This is a genomic window from Nocardia sp. Marseille-Q1738 (assembly GCF_965283145.1).
Map to the genome: position 1 here is coordinate 627377 of NZ_CBDIMS010000001.1, position 17176 is coordinate 644552.

12 protein-coding genes are annotated in these 17176 nt (G+C 68.7%); 4 read left to right on the forward strand and 8 right to left on the reverse strand.

Annotated elements, in window-relative coordinates:
- The first annotated feature begins 30 nt into the window (after positions 1 to 30).
- The gene (locus ACWPXK_RS02795; protein WP_454194423.1) at positions 31 to 822 is read left to right on the forward strand and encodes an RDD family protein; all 792 of its coding nucleotides are present in this window, start codon (positions 31 to 33) and stop codon (positions 820 to 822) included.
- 372 nt (positions 823 to 1194) lie between these two features.
- On the opposite strand, the gene add is transcribed toward ACWPXK_RS02795, so the two are convergent.
- From add to ACWPXK_RS02835, 8 genes are all read right to left on the reverse strand, one after another.
- Positions 1195 to 2214 carry an adenosine deaminase gene (add, locus tag ACWPXK_RS02800; RefSeq protein ID WP_454194424.1) on the reverse strand — a complete coding sequence of 340 codons (1020 nt, stop codon included), beginning with the start codon at positions 2212 to 2214 and terminating at the stop codon, positions 1195 to 1197.
- A gap of 69 nt (positions 2215 to 2283) precedes the next feature.
- Positions 2284 to 3579, reverse strand: coding sequence for a DUF58 domain-containing protein (locus ACWPXK_RS02805; RefSeq protein ID WP_454194425.1), 1296 nt, complete (start codon positions 3577 to 3579; stop codon positions 2284 to 2286).
- Positions 3580 to 3582: 3 nt separating this feature from the next.
- On the reverse strand, positions 3583 to 4560 hold the full coding sequence (locus ACWPXK_RS02810; RefSeq protein WP_454194426.1) for an AAA family ATPase: 978 nt from the start codon (positions 4558 to 4560) through the stop codon (positions 3583 to 3585).
- Between the two features lie 67 nt (positions 4561 to 4627).
- On the reverse strand, positions 4628 to 5731 hold the full coding sequence (locus ACWPXK_RS02815) for a DUF4129 domain-containing protein (protein WP_454194427.1): 1104 nt from the start codon (positions 5729 to 5731) through the stop codon (positions 4628 to 4630).
- Positions 5728 to 6600 (reverse strand): hypothetical protein, encoded by an 873-nt coding sequence (locus ACWPXK_RS02820; RefSeq protein WP_454194428.1) that lies wholly within the window; start codon positions 6598 to 6600, stop codon positions 5728 to 5730. Before ACWPXK_RS02820 ends, ACWPXK_RS02815 begins: the two co-directional genes overlap by 4 nt.
- A 162-nt stretch (positions 6601 to 6762) precedes the next feature.
- Positions 6763 to 6930, reverse strand: a complete 168-nt coding sequence (locus ACWPXK_RS02825; RefSeq protein ID WP_454194429.1) for a hypothetical protein — start codon at positions 6928 to 6930, stop codon at positions 6763 to 6765.
- Positions 6931 to 7028: 98 nt separating this feature from the next.
- Complete coding sequence (locus ACWPXK_RS02830) at positions 7029 to 7547, reverse strand: hypothetical protein (RefSeq protein ID WP_454194430.1); 519 nt, start codon at positions 7545 to 7547, stop codon at positions 7029 to 7031.
- On the reverse strand, positions 7544 to 8743 hold the full coding sequence (locus tag ACWPXK_RS02835; protein WP_454194431.1) for a DUF4407 domain-containing protein: 1200 nt from the start codon (positions 8741 to 8743) through the stop codon (positions 7544 to 7546). Before ACWPXK_RS02835 ends, ACWPXK_RS02830 begins: the two co-directional genes overlap by 4 nt.
- A gap of 384 nt (positions 8744 to 9127) precedes the next feature.
- Here ACWPXK_RS02835 and ACWPXK_RS02840 point away from each other — a divergent pair, with 384 nt between their 5' ends.
- The 3 genes from ACWPXK_RS02840 to ACWPXK_RS02850 all read left to right on the forward strand — a co-directional run bounded on the left by ACWPXK_RS02840 (position 9128) and on the right by ACWPXK_RS02850 (position 16927).
- Positions 9128 to 9703, forward strand: a complete 576-nt coding sequence (locus ACWPXK_RS02840; RefSeq protein ID WP_454194432.1) for a chorismate mutase — start codon at positions 9128 to 9130, stop codon at positions 9701 to 9703.
- Between the two features lie 1109 nt (positions 9704 to 10812).
- The gene (gltB, locus tag ACWPXK_RS02845) at positions 10813 to 15465 is read left to right on the forward strand and encodes a glutamate synthase large subunit (protein WP_454194433.1); all 4653 of its coding nucleotides are present in this window, start codon (positions 10813 to 10815) and stop codon (positions 15463 to 15465) included.
- Positions 15458 to 16927: a glutamate synthase subunit beta gene (locus tag ACWPXK_RS02850; RefSeq protein ID WP_454194434.1), complete on the forward strand. Its 1470-nt coding sequence runs from the start codon at positions 15458 to 15460 to the stop codon at positions 16925 to 16927. Before gltB ends, ACWPXK_RS02850 begins: the two co-directional genes overlap by 8 nt.
- Positions 16928 to 17176: the final 249 nt, after the last annotated feature.

Below are 17176 nucleotides of genomic sequence, written 5' to 3' on the forward strand. Positions count from 1 at the left end.
ACTCCCACCGGTCGGAAGAATGGTATCGAGATGGCTGAATTCACAACCGGCGAAGCGGTGGCCTTGGAGCTGCCGATCGCCCGGGTCCCTACCAGGGCCACCGCGTTCCTGATCGACGTGCTGGTCCAGTGCATGCTCGGATTCGTCCTGTTCGCGATCGTCTGGGTAGTGCTGCCCTCGGGTGTGGATTCGGCGTGGCTGGACGCGGTGGTGCTGGTCACCGTCGTGGCTGTGCTGGTCGGCTACCCGGTGACCTGTGAGACCGTCTGGCGCGGGCGCACATTGGGCAAGCTCATGCTCGGGCTGCGGGTCGTGCGTCAGGACGGCAGACCGATCGACTTCCGGCATGCGATCACCCGCGGCCTGGCGGGCACCATCGTCGACTTCTGGATGCTCGGTGGATTCGGCGCCATCGCGGTCCTCACCTCGATGTGCTCGCCGCACGCGCGGCGCATCGGTGACGTGCTCGCGGGCACGGTGGTCGTGCACGCGCAACGGCCGCTGCCGCTGCCCGCGCTAGCGATCGCCCCACCGTGGCTGACCGGCTGGAGCGCGCAGCTCGACCTGTCCGGTCTGCCGGAGGACCTCGCGCTGGCGGTACGGCAGTATCTGACCCGATTCCGCACGCTGACCCCCGCCGCCCAGCACCATTTGGGCACCGCGCTCGTAACCGAAGTGTGCGGTCGGCTCCGCGTCGCACCGCCCGTCGGGTATCCCCCATTGCAGATCCTCGGCGCGGTCATCGCCGAACGGCAGCGCCGTGTGCTGCCGCGGCCCATGTTTCCGGTGTTCCCGCCGCCGATGCCGGTGCGGGTTCAGTAGGCGGCTGCCTCGCCTTCGCTCGGCCCGGCGCGGCTCGAGGACGGACTCTGTCCGGCAGCGTCGTTTATGCGGCTGCCTCTGCTTTCGCTCGGCCCGGCGCGGCTGGAGGACGGACTCTGTCCGGCAGCGTCGTTTTTGCGGCTGCCTCTGCTTTCGCTCGGCCCGGCGCGACTGGAGGACGGACTCTGTCCGGCAGCGTCGTTTTTGCGGCTGCCTCTGCTTTCGCTCGGCCCGGCGCGGCTCGAGGACGGACTCTGTCCGGCAGCGTCGTTTTTGCGGCTGCCTCTGCTTTCGCTCGGCCCTTATGCTGCTGGGTAGGCGCCTTCGTTCGCTCGCGCGGGGTTGCGACGGACGACGTCCAGTGGCACGTCCCTAGACGTTGGCCGCGACGTAAGCGTCGATCTCACGCAGAAACTGGTCCTGGCGTGCGGGCGTGATCCAGGACGCGCGGAACGAGTTCCTGGCCAATTCCGCCAGCTGATCGATCTCGAGGTCTGCCTGCTCGGCTAGCGCGAGGTAGTTGTCGGCCGCGTACGCGCCGAAGTACGCGGGGTCGTCGCTGTTGACGGTCACCGTCAGGCCGCGGTCGAGCAGGCCGACGATCTCGTCGGATTTCATCTGCGCGGTGACGAAGGAGTTCGACACCGGGCAGCATGTGAGCGCGATGCCCTTGCCTTTGGCCAGCTCGATCAGACGGTCGTCCTCGACAATGTTCGTGCCGTGGTCGAGGCGGTCGACTTCGATGTCCTCCAGTGCTTGGCGGATGTGCTCGATGGAGTTCTGCTGGTCGATGTCGCAGTGCATGGTCAGCAGGAATCCTTCCGCGCGGGCGCGCTGGAAGACGGCGGCGAACTTGTTCGGCGGATTATCGCGCTCGTCGGAGTCCAACCCGACCCCGATGATCCAGTTCTTGTACGGCAGTGCTTCGAGCAGCGTCGCCATCGCATACTCCGCGGAATAGTCGCGAAGGAAGCACAGGATCAGCTCGGCCGAGATCCCGAGCACCCGCCGTGCGCGTGCGATCGCCGAGCGGTACCCACTGATCACGGCGGGGAACGCAACACCGCGCCCGGTGTGGGCCTGCGGATCGAAGAACATCTCGACATGGCGGACACCTTGCGCATGCGCCCTGGTCAGATAGTCGAAGGCGAGGTCGTGGAAGTCCTGCGGCCGCTGCAGCACCCGCATGGCCGGGTAGTAGACCCGCAGGAACGAGGTCAGGTCATGGAACCCGTAGGTTTGCTTGACTTCGTCGACGGACTTCTCCGGCAGCTCGATGCCGTTGCGCTGAGCGAGACGGAATTTCAGTTCCGGCTCGAGCGTCCCTTCCAGATGCAGATGCAGCTCCGCTTTGGGCAGTCCGCGGACGAAGGCGGCGAGATCTGAGGACATGGGCCCATGATCCTCCTACGCCCTCGCACCGGGATGCCATTTGCCCGCACCGTCACCCACGCGAAACGGCTAGAGGGCACCGGACTGCTTGAGTTCCAGGTATTCGTCCGCCAGCGCCTCGGGCAGTCGTTCCGGAGGCGCGGCGACGACCGCGATCCCGGTGCGGCGCAGGGATTCCTGGACGAGAGCGCGTTCGGCCAGCACCGATTCGGCGGCGGCCGCGGCGTAGAGATCGGCCACGTTGTCGCGGCGGGCCGCGGCCGCGGCGACGTCGGGGTCGGTGACCGAGACGATGAGCACTCGGTGGCGCTGCGCGAGGACGGGCAGTACGGGAAGCAGGTTCTCCTCGACGGCCGCCCCGTCGAGGCTGGTGAACCAGACGACCAGGCTACGTCGGCGGGCGCGCTGCACGGCCGCCCGCACCAGGCCGGAGCTGTCGGTGTCGACCAGGGCAGGGGTGATTCCCGCCATCGCGTGCATCAGCTTGAGCTGCAATCCTTTTCCGCCGGCGCCGCGGACTTCGGCGCGCGGTTTCCGGTCGAAGGCGAGCAGGTCCACCGAGTCGCCCGCGGCGGCCGCCAGCCCGCCGAGCAGCAGGGCCGCCTCGATGCTCGCGTCCAGGCGGGTGCCCTCGCCGACCCGGCCCGCGCTGATCCGGCCGGCGTCCAGCAGCATCAGCATGTGCCGGTTGCGTTCCGGGCGCCAGGTGCGGACCAGGACGTCGGTGGCGCGGGCGGTGGCGCGCCAGTCGATGGCGCGCACGTCGTCGCCCGCGACGTACTCGCGGAAGGAATCGAATTCGGTGCCCTGCCCGCGCAGGTTGGCCACATTGCGGCCTTCGAGATGTTGCAGCCGTTTGACTTTCGACCGCAGCAGCCGTTCGGCGCGAAACGCGGGCAGCGCGCGTATCCGGGCGGGCACGCTGTGTCTGGTCTGCCTGCCGGCCAACCCGAGCGGGCCGAGCAGCCGCACGGTGACCGGTCCCGCGACGCGATCACCGCGGTGGGTCGGTGTGAGAGTGGTGCGGAACCGGACCTTGGTGGCGGGCGCGAGATCCAGCGGGTGCGCCCGGTTTACGGCGCGTGCGCTGTCGGGCCAGTCGTCCCACACCATGCCGCGCAGTACCCGGGGCCCGGTGTTCACCGCGACGAGCTCGACCTCGGTGGAGCGTCCGAGTCGCACGGTGGTCAGCGCTTGCCGGGACAGCGTCAGATCCCGCGCTCGGCCCACCGCGGCGAGATCGATGAGCAGGGCCGCGGCCAGCGCGCAGGTCAGCACGACGACCCCCAGCAGGGACGGCACGACCAGGGTGACGAACAGGGCCGACACTCCTGCCGCGGCGGCCAGCCGACCGGTGACGACCATGCGCTACACCGGAACCGGAACCGACAGCAGCAGCGACGACATCACGCTCTCGGTGGTCACCCCGTCCAGCTCCGCCTCCGGGCGCAGGTGCAGGCGGTGCCGCAGCACGGCGACCGCGACGGCCTTCACGTCGTCCGGTGTGACGAAGCCGCGGCCGTTGAGCCAGGCGAACGCGCGGGAAGCCGCCATCAGCGCGGTCGCGCCTCGGGTGGAGGCACCGTGCTGCACGGCGGGAGAGGTGCGGGTCGCCCGGCACACGTCGACGGTGTATGCGAGCACCTCCGGGCTGACCGTCATCTTTGTGATCGCGGCGCGAGCGGCGGCGATGTGCGCGGGACCTGCCACGGGACGCAATCCCGCGGCGGTCAGATCGCGCGGATCGAATCCGGCCGCGTGGCGTTGCAGGATGCGGAATTCGTCATCGCGCCCGGGCAGGTGAATGTCCACCTTGAACAGGAACCGGTCCAGCTGCGCTTCCGGCAGCGGGTAGGTGCCCTCCTGCTCGATCGGATTCTGCGTGGCGACCACGACGAAGGGATCGGGCAGCGGCTGCGGCTTCCCGTCCACCGAGACCTGCCGCTCCTCCATTGATTCCAGCAGCGCGGACTGGGTTTTCGGCGGAGTGCGGTTGATCTCGTCGGCGAGCAGCAGATTGGTGAACACCGGGCCGTGCCGGAAGGTGAATTCCGCCGAGTGTGGGTCGTAGATCTGCGAACCGGTCACGTCGCCTGGCATCAGGTCCGGGGTGAACTGCACCCGTGCGTGGTCCAGATCCAGCGCTGTGGCCAACGCCCGCACCAGCAGCGTCTTCGCCACGCCGGGCACGCCCTCGAGCAGCACGTGGCCGCGGCACAGCAGCGCGAGCGCCAGGTACATGACCGCGTTGTCGTTGCCGACCACCGCCTTGCCGATCTCCGCGCGCAGCGCGTGGAACGCGGCGAGCGCTTCCTCGGCCGTAGGGGTGGTATCGATGCTGGTCATTCGACCTCCTGTGGTTCGCGGGCGCTTCCGCACGCCGTCGGCCGGACAAGGGTTGGACGACGCTTCCTCATCCGATCTCCGATTCGATCCATTCGAGCTGAGCGGCCACTACCTGCAGGGTGCCGGGGTCGGGTACCGGGCCGAACAGTGCGGCCGCGACGTGTGCCGGGTCGGCTCGGATGCGCGCGGCGATAGCGCTGACGATTCGCTCCGGCGGAGTGTCGGCGGTGACGCCGAGCGGTGTGCGAATGCGGCGCAAGGTCGCCGCTCGCAGTTTCCCGGCGACGTGGTCGTTATCCTTCGAGCGCCGATACAGCACGGCCTGGCCGGCCAGCAATTCGTTCGCCGCCACTTCGACCGGACGCGGTTCGCGCACCAGAGCGCCCCGCCGCCGCGCGCGCCACCACACCACCAGCGCGGCGGCGATCAGAAACTGCACTCCGCCGTAGAAGACCGGTGCGGGCAGTCGATCCCAGATCGGGTCGTCGCCCGCTCCGAAGCCCGGCGGGTCATAGGAATCATCCGGCGGTGGGACGTCGGGCAGGTCCGGGGGTGGTTTCGGCGGCGGCGCGGTCGGTGCGCCGCAGGATTGCAGTGCGCCGTAGACCAGCAGCAACACTACGGCTGTCGCGACCAGTGCGGCCCAGAATCTCGGGCTGCGCAATAGCTTCGGCAGTGGAGGAAGTTGGCGCCTGGTGCGCGGTGCCCGCTCCTTCGCCTCGATCTCGGTGGGTTCCGGTGCGGGCGGCGGCGCGGCGGCGGAGAACCGGTCGGCGTATTCGAGTCTGCGGTATTCGTCTTCGCTGGCGCGGCGTCCGCCGTAGACGACCTCGTCGAAACTGTGTGCGGCGGGCTGTAGCTCGGTGGCGGCCTCCAGCGGCAGGGCGGTCGTCACGTCGTCGGCGGTTTCCCGCGCAGTGCGCGAGCGCCGGACTTCCAGCAGGCCATGTTGTTCCAGGCCGCGCAGCACGGCACGGAAGCGTTCCCGCAGGGCGTTGTCGAAATCCCGGCGCTGCGCGGCCGATTCGGCGGCAGCTCGATGGTCGGCGGCGGAGCCGAGGCGAGGGGTGCCGGGCGCAGGTTCGTTCGTCGCGGGGACGCCCTCGGCCAGAGTGACTTCCGCGGGACCGCGCAGCTCCGGGGCGCTCTGCGGCGGCTGGGGATCGTTCATCGTGTCTCCCGAACGGGGATGCGGATGTCCAATCCCTCCCTGCGGCAACGGCGGTCGACGTAGCACACCACCCGCGACGATGCCTCGACCACCTCGCCGAACACCGTCACCAGCAGCACGGCGGCGGTGGTCAGGATGATCACCGGCCATCGATGGGTGCCGGAGAAATCCGTGATGAACAGCGGGATCGCCAGGAGCGGCACCGCGAGCAACCCGAACAGAGCGCGCTGGGCAATCCACAGTCCGGTCGTCTGCCACTCGGCGCCCTCGGCAAGCAGTTTCGCGCGCGCGACGCCGTCGCGGTGCGAGGTCCGCTCGACGAACAGCACCGCAACCGTGATCCAACGGCGCGCGCGAAGCCAGCCGAGCCAGAGCAATGCCAGCGGAAGCGTCACGATCAACGGGCTGCTGAGAGCGATCACACCCACACCCACCGAGGTGAACAACAGCTGGAACACCAGCAGCGGCCCGAATATCGCAGCGCACCGGCCCAGCGCGGTGCGCAAGCCGATCGGTGCGCCGCCGACCGTCGCGAGTCCGAGCGCCACGGTCGTCCCGCGTAACGCGAACCGCAGCACCCACGCGCAGGCCGCGGTCGACAGAATCGCCGCCCAAGCGGTGCCCGCGTCGGAGCCGTCGGTCAGCTCCGAGACACCCGCGGTCACCGCGACGACGACCGCCTCGGCGGCGAACAAGCCCGCCAGGCTCAACCCGGCCAGGGCGCGAATGTTCGCCTGGATCAGGGCGAACGGCAGATCGAGCAGTTCGCGGAAACTCAGCGGTCGGATCGGCACCGTCGTTCCAGGAGACCCCGGTACCGGATCTGTTCCCGCCCCGACGGCGCCGGCCGGTTCGGCGGCTGGCAGCACGGGCCGAGTCTAACCGTCAGCGCTGGAGGAGGCGCTGCACCACGTGCCGGTAACGAGTCGGGTCGATGGCCGGAAGACCTAGGGGCGGGCGTGGAGGGCGGACGTGACCGTGCTACGGGTGCGCTGTCGACCGAGCAGCGGCGGACCACCACTGCCGCGGCCTCAGCCGGTGAACCGGTGTCCGGTCACCGATGCCACGTGGTGCCTATCGCCGAGGCGCAGATGTCCGTAGCGGGCATGCCGGGCCGGGGGCAGCAGCGTCCAACCATCTCGGCCCGATCTGTCGACGGCCCTCGCCGCGGATTCGACCTTGCGACCGTTGGGAGTCACGCCGGTCGGTATTGCCTTGCGGCTGTCACCGATTCCGCTGCTCCGGCGCGGAGTCACGCAGCTTTGCGGGGACTACCGCCTCTCGGTGCCGCTGCGGATCATCGGCCGGGCGGGAGTTCGCGGCGGTTGGACTCGGGGAGTTCGGCGTGGTGGTGGCCGGGGAGTTCTTCTCGGCTCGCACCGGTGGGCAGGCCATAGCCTGCGGCGCCGGTCGGGGGAAGGGAGTAGCGCGGTGTGTGGGGTGCGGAATAGTCGGCGTCGACGACCGTGGAGGCGATGTGCTGGGCGTGTGCGACCTCGGGGGAGCCGGGCTGGAGCTGGTAGCCGACCGGAGCGGCGACGCTCTGCGGGTGCGAGGTCTGGCCGTCGATCGTCACCTTGCGGGTGCGGCGCAGGGTGAAGGTGATCTCCTCGACCTCCTCGAACGCCTGCCGCGCGGTGCGCAGGGGATGCGTCGCGGTATCGATCGCGTTGGCGACGAAGGACGGAACCAGCGGCCGGATGAAGCGTGCCGCGGTGTCGGTGAACGGCACCGTGCCGATCAGCGGCAGCTCGAGACCGCCGCTCTGGGGAGCGGCGGGGGGGGTGTGACGGCGGCGCGGGCGGCTCGCGGTCACGGGGCGGGTAGGTTCGGCGTCACCTCGTGCGGCATGGCGCTGTCCTTTCGATCGTCCGCCGCGGCGGCGGGAAGTTCTGGGCGGCGCGGCGGCTCGGTGATACCGATCTCGATGCCGCCGATGGCCGCGATGATGCGGGTGCGCTGCCGCTCCCGGTCGATTGCCGTATCCGCCTCGACGGCGAGGCGGGCGGCGGTGAGCTGCTGTTCGGCGCGGAGGGTTTCGGCCTCGGCGCGTACTTCGGCCTGCTTGACCGCGATGGCCGTGTCGGCTTCGCGCTCCGCGCGGTCGTATACGGCACGTGCGGCGTTGTGCCGGTCGAACGATGTTTCTCCGCGCCACCAGCGCAGCAGCAGCGGGAGCAAGGCGAGCGCGACGAACGCCACGATGGTGAGAATGCGCAGCGGCAACGCCTCGCGCACCGTGTAGTCGTTCATCGCCTGCCAGCGCGCGCCGAGCCCGCGATCGGCGCCGTCGAAGGCAGCGGTCCGTGCGGCGGAAAGGGCGTTCTGGTCGTCGGCGATCCGGCGGTCGGCCGCGTCGACCCGTCCCTGCGCCGCGGCCAGCTGCTTGCGGGCGTCGTCGAGCATGTCGTTGGCCGTCTGTGCCTCCGGCCCGCGGCCGGGTACGCCGGTGATCCTGGTCTGCGGGCACTCGGGGGTGGGGTTGTACTCGCAGCGGGCGATCACCAACGCACGGTCGATATCCGTCTGCGCTTTGGTGATCGCCTGGTCGAGCGCGGCCCGGTCGGCCTTCGCCCGGTCCAGTTCGCTCTGCGCCGCGACCACCTGCGCGGCCGAATCGACCGACCGCTGCGCCCGGTCATCCAGCACCCGGTCCACGGACGCGCCGAAGAGCACGACCGCGGCCAGTTCGGCGATCAATCCGCCCGCCAGCACGGCGACCGCGACGCGCACGATCAGCCCGAGCCGATCCGGCCCTCCGCTCGGCCGCGCCGTCGCCACCGCTCGCGCGACCGCGCCGGTCAGCGCGGCGACCACGAGCGCCGCAGCCAGCGTCGCCCACAGCGGCCACGTGTCGGTCGATGCCGCGGCCAAGCCGGTGACCGCGCCCGAGATCGTCGCGAACAACAGCACGACGGCGCCGGTGACGGCGTAACCGGCGCGCTCGTGGCGATCGGTGATTTCGCTGGTCCGGCCCCCGCCGAGCCAGGTGAACAAGCCGGTGACGGTCATGGGAAGGCACATCCTCTACGTCCCAGGCGCTTTCGCGGGCGCGACGAAACTGTCACGGATTCGTTGTGACAGCGTGACAGGCCCTCGGCCGACTCAGCGAGCAGGGGCCGCTGGATGTGTGCAGGCTCACACCTCATCGAGCGTTGTCCGGAATGTGGTGCGTAAATACGCCTACCCTGGCGCGGTGATTCGTTTCCTTGTGAGCGAGCGTCAGCGGGTGAACCGAAGCCACGGCGCGCAATCGCGCACGATGGAGCCGAGCGTCGGTGAGGCGGAGTCGTGAGCGAGCGTCAGCAAGTGAACCGAGGGCACGGCGCGCAATCGCGCACGATGGAGCCGAGCGCCGGCGAGGCGCAGTCGTGAGCGATCCAAGGAGGTTCCTGCATGCGCACAGTCGTGGTGACGATATTCGCGGCGGCGCTGCTCATGTGGCCGGCTAGCGCGGGCGCGTCCCCGGCCGACGGATCACTGGACCGGTTGGTCGCGCTGGTCGTCGAGCGGCTGGACACCGCCGACGCGGTGGCCGCGGCGAAGTGGGCGGCGGCCGGTGAGCGCGGCATCGAGCCGACCATCGACGATCCCGTTCGTGAGGCCGAGGTGTACGACGCGATGGCCCGCCTCGGCAACGGCCGTGACCTGCCGGAGAACTGGGTGCGGCAGGTGTTCTTCGGTCAGATCGAGGCGAACAAGACGGTGCAGCGCGGGCTGATGCTCCGGTGGCGCTTCGACCCGGCCGCGGCGCCGAACGACCCCGCCGGCCTCGCGTCCGTGCGCCCGGTCATCGATCGGGTGAACGGCGAAATCCTCGACCAGCTAGCCGCTCGCCGAGCCGAGCTGACCGCGCCGGATTGCACGGAACGATTGGCGCGCAGCGTCTTCCGCGTGTTCGTCACCGGCCGGATCGATGCCTTGCACCAGGCCGCGCTGGTACGTGCCGCGATCGCGCTCTGCCCGGCCTAGGCGGCTGCCTCTCTTCCGCTCGGCCCGGCGTGGGCTAAGGGCGGACTTCGTCCGGCTGCGCCCTTCTGCGGTTGCCTCTGCCTTCGCTTGGCCCGGCGTGGGCTAAGGGCGGACTTCGTCCGGCTGCGCCCTTCTGCGGTTGCCTCTGTCTCCGCTCGAGCCGGGCGCGGGCGGATGATGGACTTCGTCCGGCTGCGCCTGTTCTGCCGCTGCTTCCGCCTTCCCTCGGCCTGGTGCGGCCTTCGTCCTGTCCCCTTCATACGGCTGCCTTTGCCTGTCTCGGCCCGGCGTGGCTAGGCGCGGACTTGGTCCGGTTGCGCCCGTTCTGCGGCTGCCTCTGGCTCGGTTCGGCCCGGCCGGGGCGATGGACGGACGTGGCCCGGCTGCCCTTCATGCGGCCGCCTCGGAAGATGTGTTCAACAACACTTCTCGAAATTTGCTGAAAATGTGCCGAAGCCCACAGGGGGCAAAAGAGTCCGGACGGTCGGATCACATTCGCGGCTTGTCACGCCGGTGTCGGAAATATCTCAGCGGCTCGATCGCCGAGTTAGCCACCGCCGCTTGGTTTTGTCCGGCCCTATGCGGGGAAACCTTCTTCGACGCAGGTGAGGGCGGTTTCCCGGTGTTGCGTGGTGGTTTCGGGCCGGTTGTGCGCACCGGTTCTTCCCAGCTGGCACCCAGTGCCACGGGGATCGATTGCACCGTACTCGCTGCTTTACACTGGACGACGCGCACACGTGGAGGACCGAATGAAGAAGCCCAGCTAAACCCGGTTATTAGCGCAACCTAAGTTGGTTGGGCCCTGGACCTGACTTATCGTTTGCTCTTACGCCGAACACAGAATGTTCGGCAATCGCCCGCTCGGGCAGCCCTAGCCGGTGCTCAGCGTAGCGGGCGAGACCCCGCTCGGAGGTAAGGATCTTGTTAGGGATCCGTTACCGAAGGGCACCCACTACGTCACAGAAGCGGGTGGAAACAACTGCAGACCTGACTGCACGCCGAAGACCATCAGCGCGGCTGGCTTCGGAACGTACGGGCGCAGTCTTGTACGGAGGCGTTCGACGAAAGGCCGTTTTTCTTCGAAGGCCGACTTTCTTGAAGGCAGAGGCATGACGCAACTTCCTGGCCACAGGTCACCTGGACCCATCGGTCTGTACGACCCGGCGAACGAGCACGACGCCTGCGGCGTCGCATTCGTCGTCGACATGCACGGCCGCCGCAGCCGCGACATCGTCGACAAGGCTATTACGGCTCTGTTGAACCTGGAGCACCGTGGTGCCGCCGGCGCCGAGCCCAACAGTGGTGACGGCGCGGGCATCCTGATCCAGGTTCCCGACCGCTTCTTCCGCGCCATCGTGGACTTCGAGTTGCCGCCGGAGGGCTCCTACGCCACCGGTATCGCCTTCCTGCCGCAGGCCCGCCGCGAAGCCGCGCGCGCCGCCTACGGCGTGGAGAAGATCGTCAAGGAAGAGGGCCTCGAGGTCCTCGGCTGGCGTGCGGTGCCGATCGACGAGTCGTCGCTGGGCGCACTGGCGCGCGACGCCATGCCGACCTTCCGGCAGATCTTCATCGCCTCGCCGAAGAACGCTTCCGATCCGCTGTCGGGTATGGATCTGGAGCGTCGCGCGTACGTGGTGCGCAAGCGAGTCGAGCACGAACTCGGGTCGGCCGGTGCGGGTGAGGGCGCGGTCGGCAGAGAGTCGGTCTACTTCCCGAGCCTTTCCGGGCAGACTTTCGTCTACAAGGGCATGTTCACCACGCCGCAGCTGCGCGCGTTCTACCTGGACCTGCAGGACTCCCGGGTGGAGAGCGCGCTGGGCATCGTGCACTCCCGCTTCTCCACCAACACCTTCCCGTCCTGGCCGCTGGCGCACCCGTTCCGCCGCGTCGCGCACAACGGTGAGATCAACACCGTCACCGGCAACGAGAACTGGATGCGCGCCCGTGAGGCGCTGCTGCGCAGCGACGTCTTCGGCACCGACTCCGCGGGCAAGAACCGGCTGGAGAAGATCTTCCCCGTCTGTACCCCGGGAGCAAGCGACACCGCCCGGTTCGACGAGGTGCTGGAACTGCTGCACCTCGGCGGCCGCAGCTTGCCCCACGCCGTGCTGATGATGATTCCCGAGGCCTGGGAACGCAACGAGAACATGGACCCGCAGCGGCGGGCCTTCTACGAGTACCACTCGATGCTGATGGAGCCGTGGGACGGCCCGGCGTCGGTGTGCTTCACCGACGGCACCGTCATCGGCGCCGTGCTGGACCGCAACGGCCTGCGCCCCAGCCGCATCTGGGTGACCGACGACGGCCTGGTCGTGATGGCCTCCGAGGTAGGCGTGCTCGACATAGACCCGTCCAAGGTGGTCAAGAAGGCGCGCCTGCAGCCGGGCCGCATGTTCCTGGTCGACACCGCCCAGGGCCGCATCGTCGGCGACGAGGAGGTCAAGTCCCGGCTCGCCGCCGAGCATCCGTACCAGGAGTGGCTCGACAATGGCGTGTCCCGCCTCGCCGACCTGCCCGACCGCCCGCACGTGCACATGCCGCACGACCGCGTGCTGATCCGCCAGCAGATCTTCGGATACACCACCGAGGAGCTCAGCCTGCTGATCTCGCCGATGGCCAGGACCGGCCTCGAAGCGCTGGGCTCGATGGGCACCGACACCCCGATCGCGGTGCTTTCCAGCCGTCCGCGTCTGCTGTTCGACTACTTCTCCCAACTGTTCGCGCAGGTCACCAACCCGCCACTGGACGCGATCCGGGAAGAGGTGGTGACCAGCCTCAAGCGCAACATCGGCCCGGAGGCGGACCTGCTGCACCCGGGACCGGAGTCGTGCAATCAGATCGCGCTCGAGCAGCCGATCCTGGACAACGACGAGCTTGCCAAGCTCGTACACATCAACGACGACGGCTCGCACCCCGAGCTGCGGTCGGTGGTCGTGCGCGGCCTGTACCCGGTGCAGGAGGGCGGCAAGGGCCTGCGCAAGGCGCTCGAGGCGATCAACACCCAGGTGTCGGCCGCCATCGACGGCGGAGCGCGGATCATCGTGCTGTCCGACCGCGAGTCCAACGAGAAGCTGGCGCCGATCCCGTCGCTGCTGCTGACCTCCTCGGTGCACCACCACCTGGTGCGCGAACGCACCCGCACCATGGTCGGCTTGGTCGTGGAGGCCGGTGACGCCCGCGAAGTGCATCACATGGCCATGCTGGTCGGCTTCGGCGCCGCCGCGATCAACCCGTACATGGCCTTCGAGACCATCGAGGACATGCTCGAGCGCGGCGCGCTGGAGCTGCCGGGCAGCACCGGCGACCTGGCCGCCGACTACCGCAAGGCGGTCGCGAACTACAACAAGGCGGCGGGCAAGGGCGTGCTGAAGGTGATGTCCAAGATGGGCATCTCCACCCTGGCGTCCTACAACGGCGCCCAGCTCTTCCAGGTGATCGGTCTGTCGCAGGAACTGGTGGACGAGTACTTCACCGGCCTGCGCTCGCACCTGGACGGCATCGGCCTGGACGAGATCGCCGACGAGGTCGCCCAGCGGCACCGGATCGCGTTCCTGGAGAACCGCAACGAGCGCGCGCACCGTGAGCTCGAGGTCGGCGGTGAGTACCAGTGGCGGCGCGAGGGCGAATTCCACCTGTTCAACCCGGACACCGTGTTCAAGCTGCAGCACGCCACCCGCTCCGGCCAGTACTCGATCTTCAAGGAGTACACCAAGCTGGTCGACGACCAGTCCGAGCGGCTCGCGTCGCTGCGCGGCCTGTTCAAGTTCAAGAACGACGCGCGCAGCCCGATCCCGATCGAGGAGGTCGAGCCCGCGTCGGAGATCGTGAAGCGGTTCTCCACCGGCGCGATGAGCTACGGCTCCATTTCGGCGGAGGCACACGAGACCCTGGCGATCGCGATGAACCGCCTCGGTGGACGGTCGAACTCGGGTGAGGGCGGCGAGTCGCCGTCGCGCTTCGAGCCGGAGGAGAACGGCGACTGGCGGCGCAGCGCGATCAAGCAGGTGGCCTCCGGCCGCTTCGGCGTGACCGCGCACTACCTGACCAACTGCACCGACATCCAGATCAAGATGGCGCAGGGCGCGAAGCCGGGTGAGGGCGGCCAGCTGCCTGCGCACAAGGTGTACCCGTGGGTCGCCGAGGTGCGGCACTCGACGCCTGGCGTCGGTCTGATCTCGCCGCCGCCGCACCACGACATCTACTCGATCGAGGATCTGGCGCAGCTGATCCACGACCTGAAGAACGCGAACCCGCAGGCGCGCATTCACGTGAAGCTGGTCGCCGAGCCGGGCGTCGGCACCGTCGCCGCCGGCGTCTCCAAGGCGCACTCGGACGTCGTGCTGATCTCCGGTCACGATGGCGGCACCGGCGCTTCGCCGCTGACCTCGCTCAAGCACGCGGGCGGTCCCTGGGAGCTCGGCCTGGCCGAGACCCAGCAGACGTTGCTGCTCAACGGCCTGCGCGACCGCATCGTGGTGCAGGTCGACGGCCAGATGAAGACCGGCCGCGACGTGATGATCGCCGCGCTGCTCGGCGCCGAGGAGTACGGCTTCGCCACCGCGCCGCTGGTGGTCTCGGGCTGCATCATGATGCGCGTCTGCCATCTGGACACCTGCCCGGTCGGCGTCGCGACGCAGAACCCGGTGCTGCGCGAACGCTTCACCGGCAAGCCGGAATTCGTCGAGAACTTCTTCCTGTTCATCGCCGAAGAGGTCAGGGAACTGCTGGCGCAGCTGGGCTTCCGCACGCTGGACGAGGCCATCGGACGGGTCGACATGCTCGACACCTCGCGGGCCAAGCAGCACTGGAAGGCCAGCAAGCTGGACCTGTCGCCGATCCTCGACGACGTCGAGACGGCGTTCATGTACCAGGACCGCCGCTGCACCAAGCCCCAGGACCACGGCTTGGACAAGGCGCTGGACCAGCAGCTGATCACGCAGAGCCGGGACGCGCTGGAGCGGGGTCAGGCGGTGAAGTTCGAGACCAAGATCACGAACGTGAACCGCACCGTCGGCACCATGCTCGGCCACGAGGTGACCAAGCTCTACGGCGGCGCCGGCCTGCCCGACGACACCATCGACATCACCTTCACCGGGTCGGCGGGCAACAGCTTCGGCGCCTTCGTGCCCGCGGGCATCACGCTGCGCGTGCAGGGTGACGCGAACGACTATGTCGGCAAGGGCCTTTCCGGCGGCCGCCTCGTGGTGCGCCCGTCGCTGAACGCGCCCGGCGAGTTCGTCGCGGAGCAGAACATCATCGCGGGCAACGTGATCCTGTTCGGCGCGACCAGTGGCCAGGTGTTCCTCAGCGGTGTGGTCGGCGAGCGGTTCGCCGTGCGCAACTCCGGCGCCACCGCGGTGGTCGAGGGCGTGGGCGACCACGGCTGCGAGTACATGACCGGTGGTCGTGTGGTCATCCTCGGTGAGACCGGTCGTAACTTCGGCGCCGGTATGTCCGGCGGCGTGGCGTTCGTCTTCGACCCGAACGGCACGTTCGCGTCCAGGCTCAACCCCGAGCAGGCCGACGCCGTCGAGCAGTTGGCCGGTGACGACTTCACCTGGCTGCACGACATCATCACCCAGCACCGTGACCAGACGGGTTCCCCGGTGGCCGATCGCATCCTGAGCGATTGGTCGCAGCAGGTGAACCACTTCGTCAAGGTCATGCCGCGGGAGTACAAGAAAGTTTTGCTCGCCATCTCCGAGGCTGAGAAGAGCGGCAAGGACGTGGACGAGGCGATTATGGAGGCCGCTCGTGGCTGACCCCCAGGGTTTTCTGAAGCACACCTCTCGGGAACTGCCGAAGCGCAGGCCGGTGCCGCTGCGCCTGATGGACTGGAAAGAGGTCTACCAGGAGAACTTCTCCCACCAGACCCTGCGCACCCAGGCCAGCCGGTGCATGGACTGCGGTATCCCGTTCTGCCACAACGGCTGCCCGCTGGGGAATCTGATTCCCGAGTGGAACGACCTGGTCTACAAGGATCGCTGGCGGGAAGGCATCGACCGGCTGCACGCGACCAACAACTTCCCGGAGTTCACCGGGCGGTTGTGCCCCGCGCCGTGCGAGGCGTCCTGCGTGCTCGGCATCAACCAGGATCCGGTCACGATCAAGCAGGTCGAGGTCGAGATCATCGAGAACGCCTTCGACGAGGGCTGGGTGACCCCGGTCTACCCGACCCGCCTCACCGGCAAGAAGGTCGCCGTCGTCGGTTCCGGCCCGGCCGGCCTGGCCGCGGCGCAGCAGCTGACCCGCGCCGGGCACACCGTGACGGTGTTCGAGCGGGCCGACCGCATCGGCGGTCTGCTGCGCTACGGCATCCCGGAATTCAAGATGGAGAAGCGCTTCATCGACCGCCGTCTCGCGCAGATGGAGGCCGAGGGCACCATCTTCAAGACCGGTGTGAACGTGGGCGTCGACATCACCGCAGAGCAGTTGCGCGAGCGGTTCGACGCGATCGTGCTCGCCGGTGGCGCCACCGTGGCTCGTGACCTGCCGATCCCCGGTCGCGATCTGGACGGCATCCATCAGGCGATGGAGTTCCTGCCGTGGGCCAACCGGGTGCAACTCGGCGACGACGTCACCGACGCCGACGGCCTGCCGCCCATCCACGCGAAGGACAAGAAGGTCGTCATCATCGGCGGTGGCGACACCGGCGCCGACTGCCTGGGCACCTCGCACCGGCAGGGCGCGGCCAGCGTGCACCAGTTCGAGATCATGCCGCGTCCGCCGGAGGAGCGGGCCGCCTCGACTCCGTGGCCGACCTACCCGCTGATGTACCGGGTTTCCTCGGCGCACGAGGAGGGCGGCGAGCGGGTGTTCTCGGTCAACACCGAGCGCTTCGTCGGCGCGGACGGCAAGGTGACCGGCCTGGAGGCGCACGAGGTCAAGATGGTCAACGGCCGCTTCGAGAAGGTCGAGGGCACCGACTTCACGCTCGAGGCCGACCTGGTGCTGCTGGCCATGGGCTTCGTCGGTCCGGAGAAGCCGGGCCTGCTCACCGATCTCGGCGTCGGCTACGACCAGCGCGGCAACGTGCAGCGCGACAAGAACTGGGCGACCAACGTTCCCGGTGTCTTCGTCGCGGGTGACATGGGCCGTGGCCAGTCGCTCATCGTCTGGGCCATCGCCGAAGGCCGCGCCGCGGCCGCCGGTGTCGACCGGTACCTGGAAGGCGAGACCGCCCTCCCGGCGCCGGTCACCCCCACCATGGTGGCTCAGCGCTAGACCCCTCTCTTACCGGAGCGGAAACGAAGGCGCCTGTGGACAACTCGTCCACAGGCGCCTTTCGCGCTCGATAGGCCTTCGGCTCGCATACCTTTCGGCGCGTCCGTCAGTGCCATGCGCGACCGCTCACTCCATCGCTGAGTTCCGATGCGCGACCGCTCACCGCATCGCTGAGTGTCGGAAATCCGACACACTATGGGTTTCGAATGGCATTGCGGCGGTTGTGCCCTTATTGTGATCTTCGGCGTG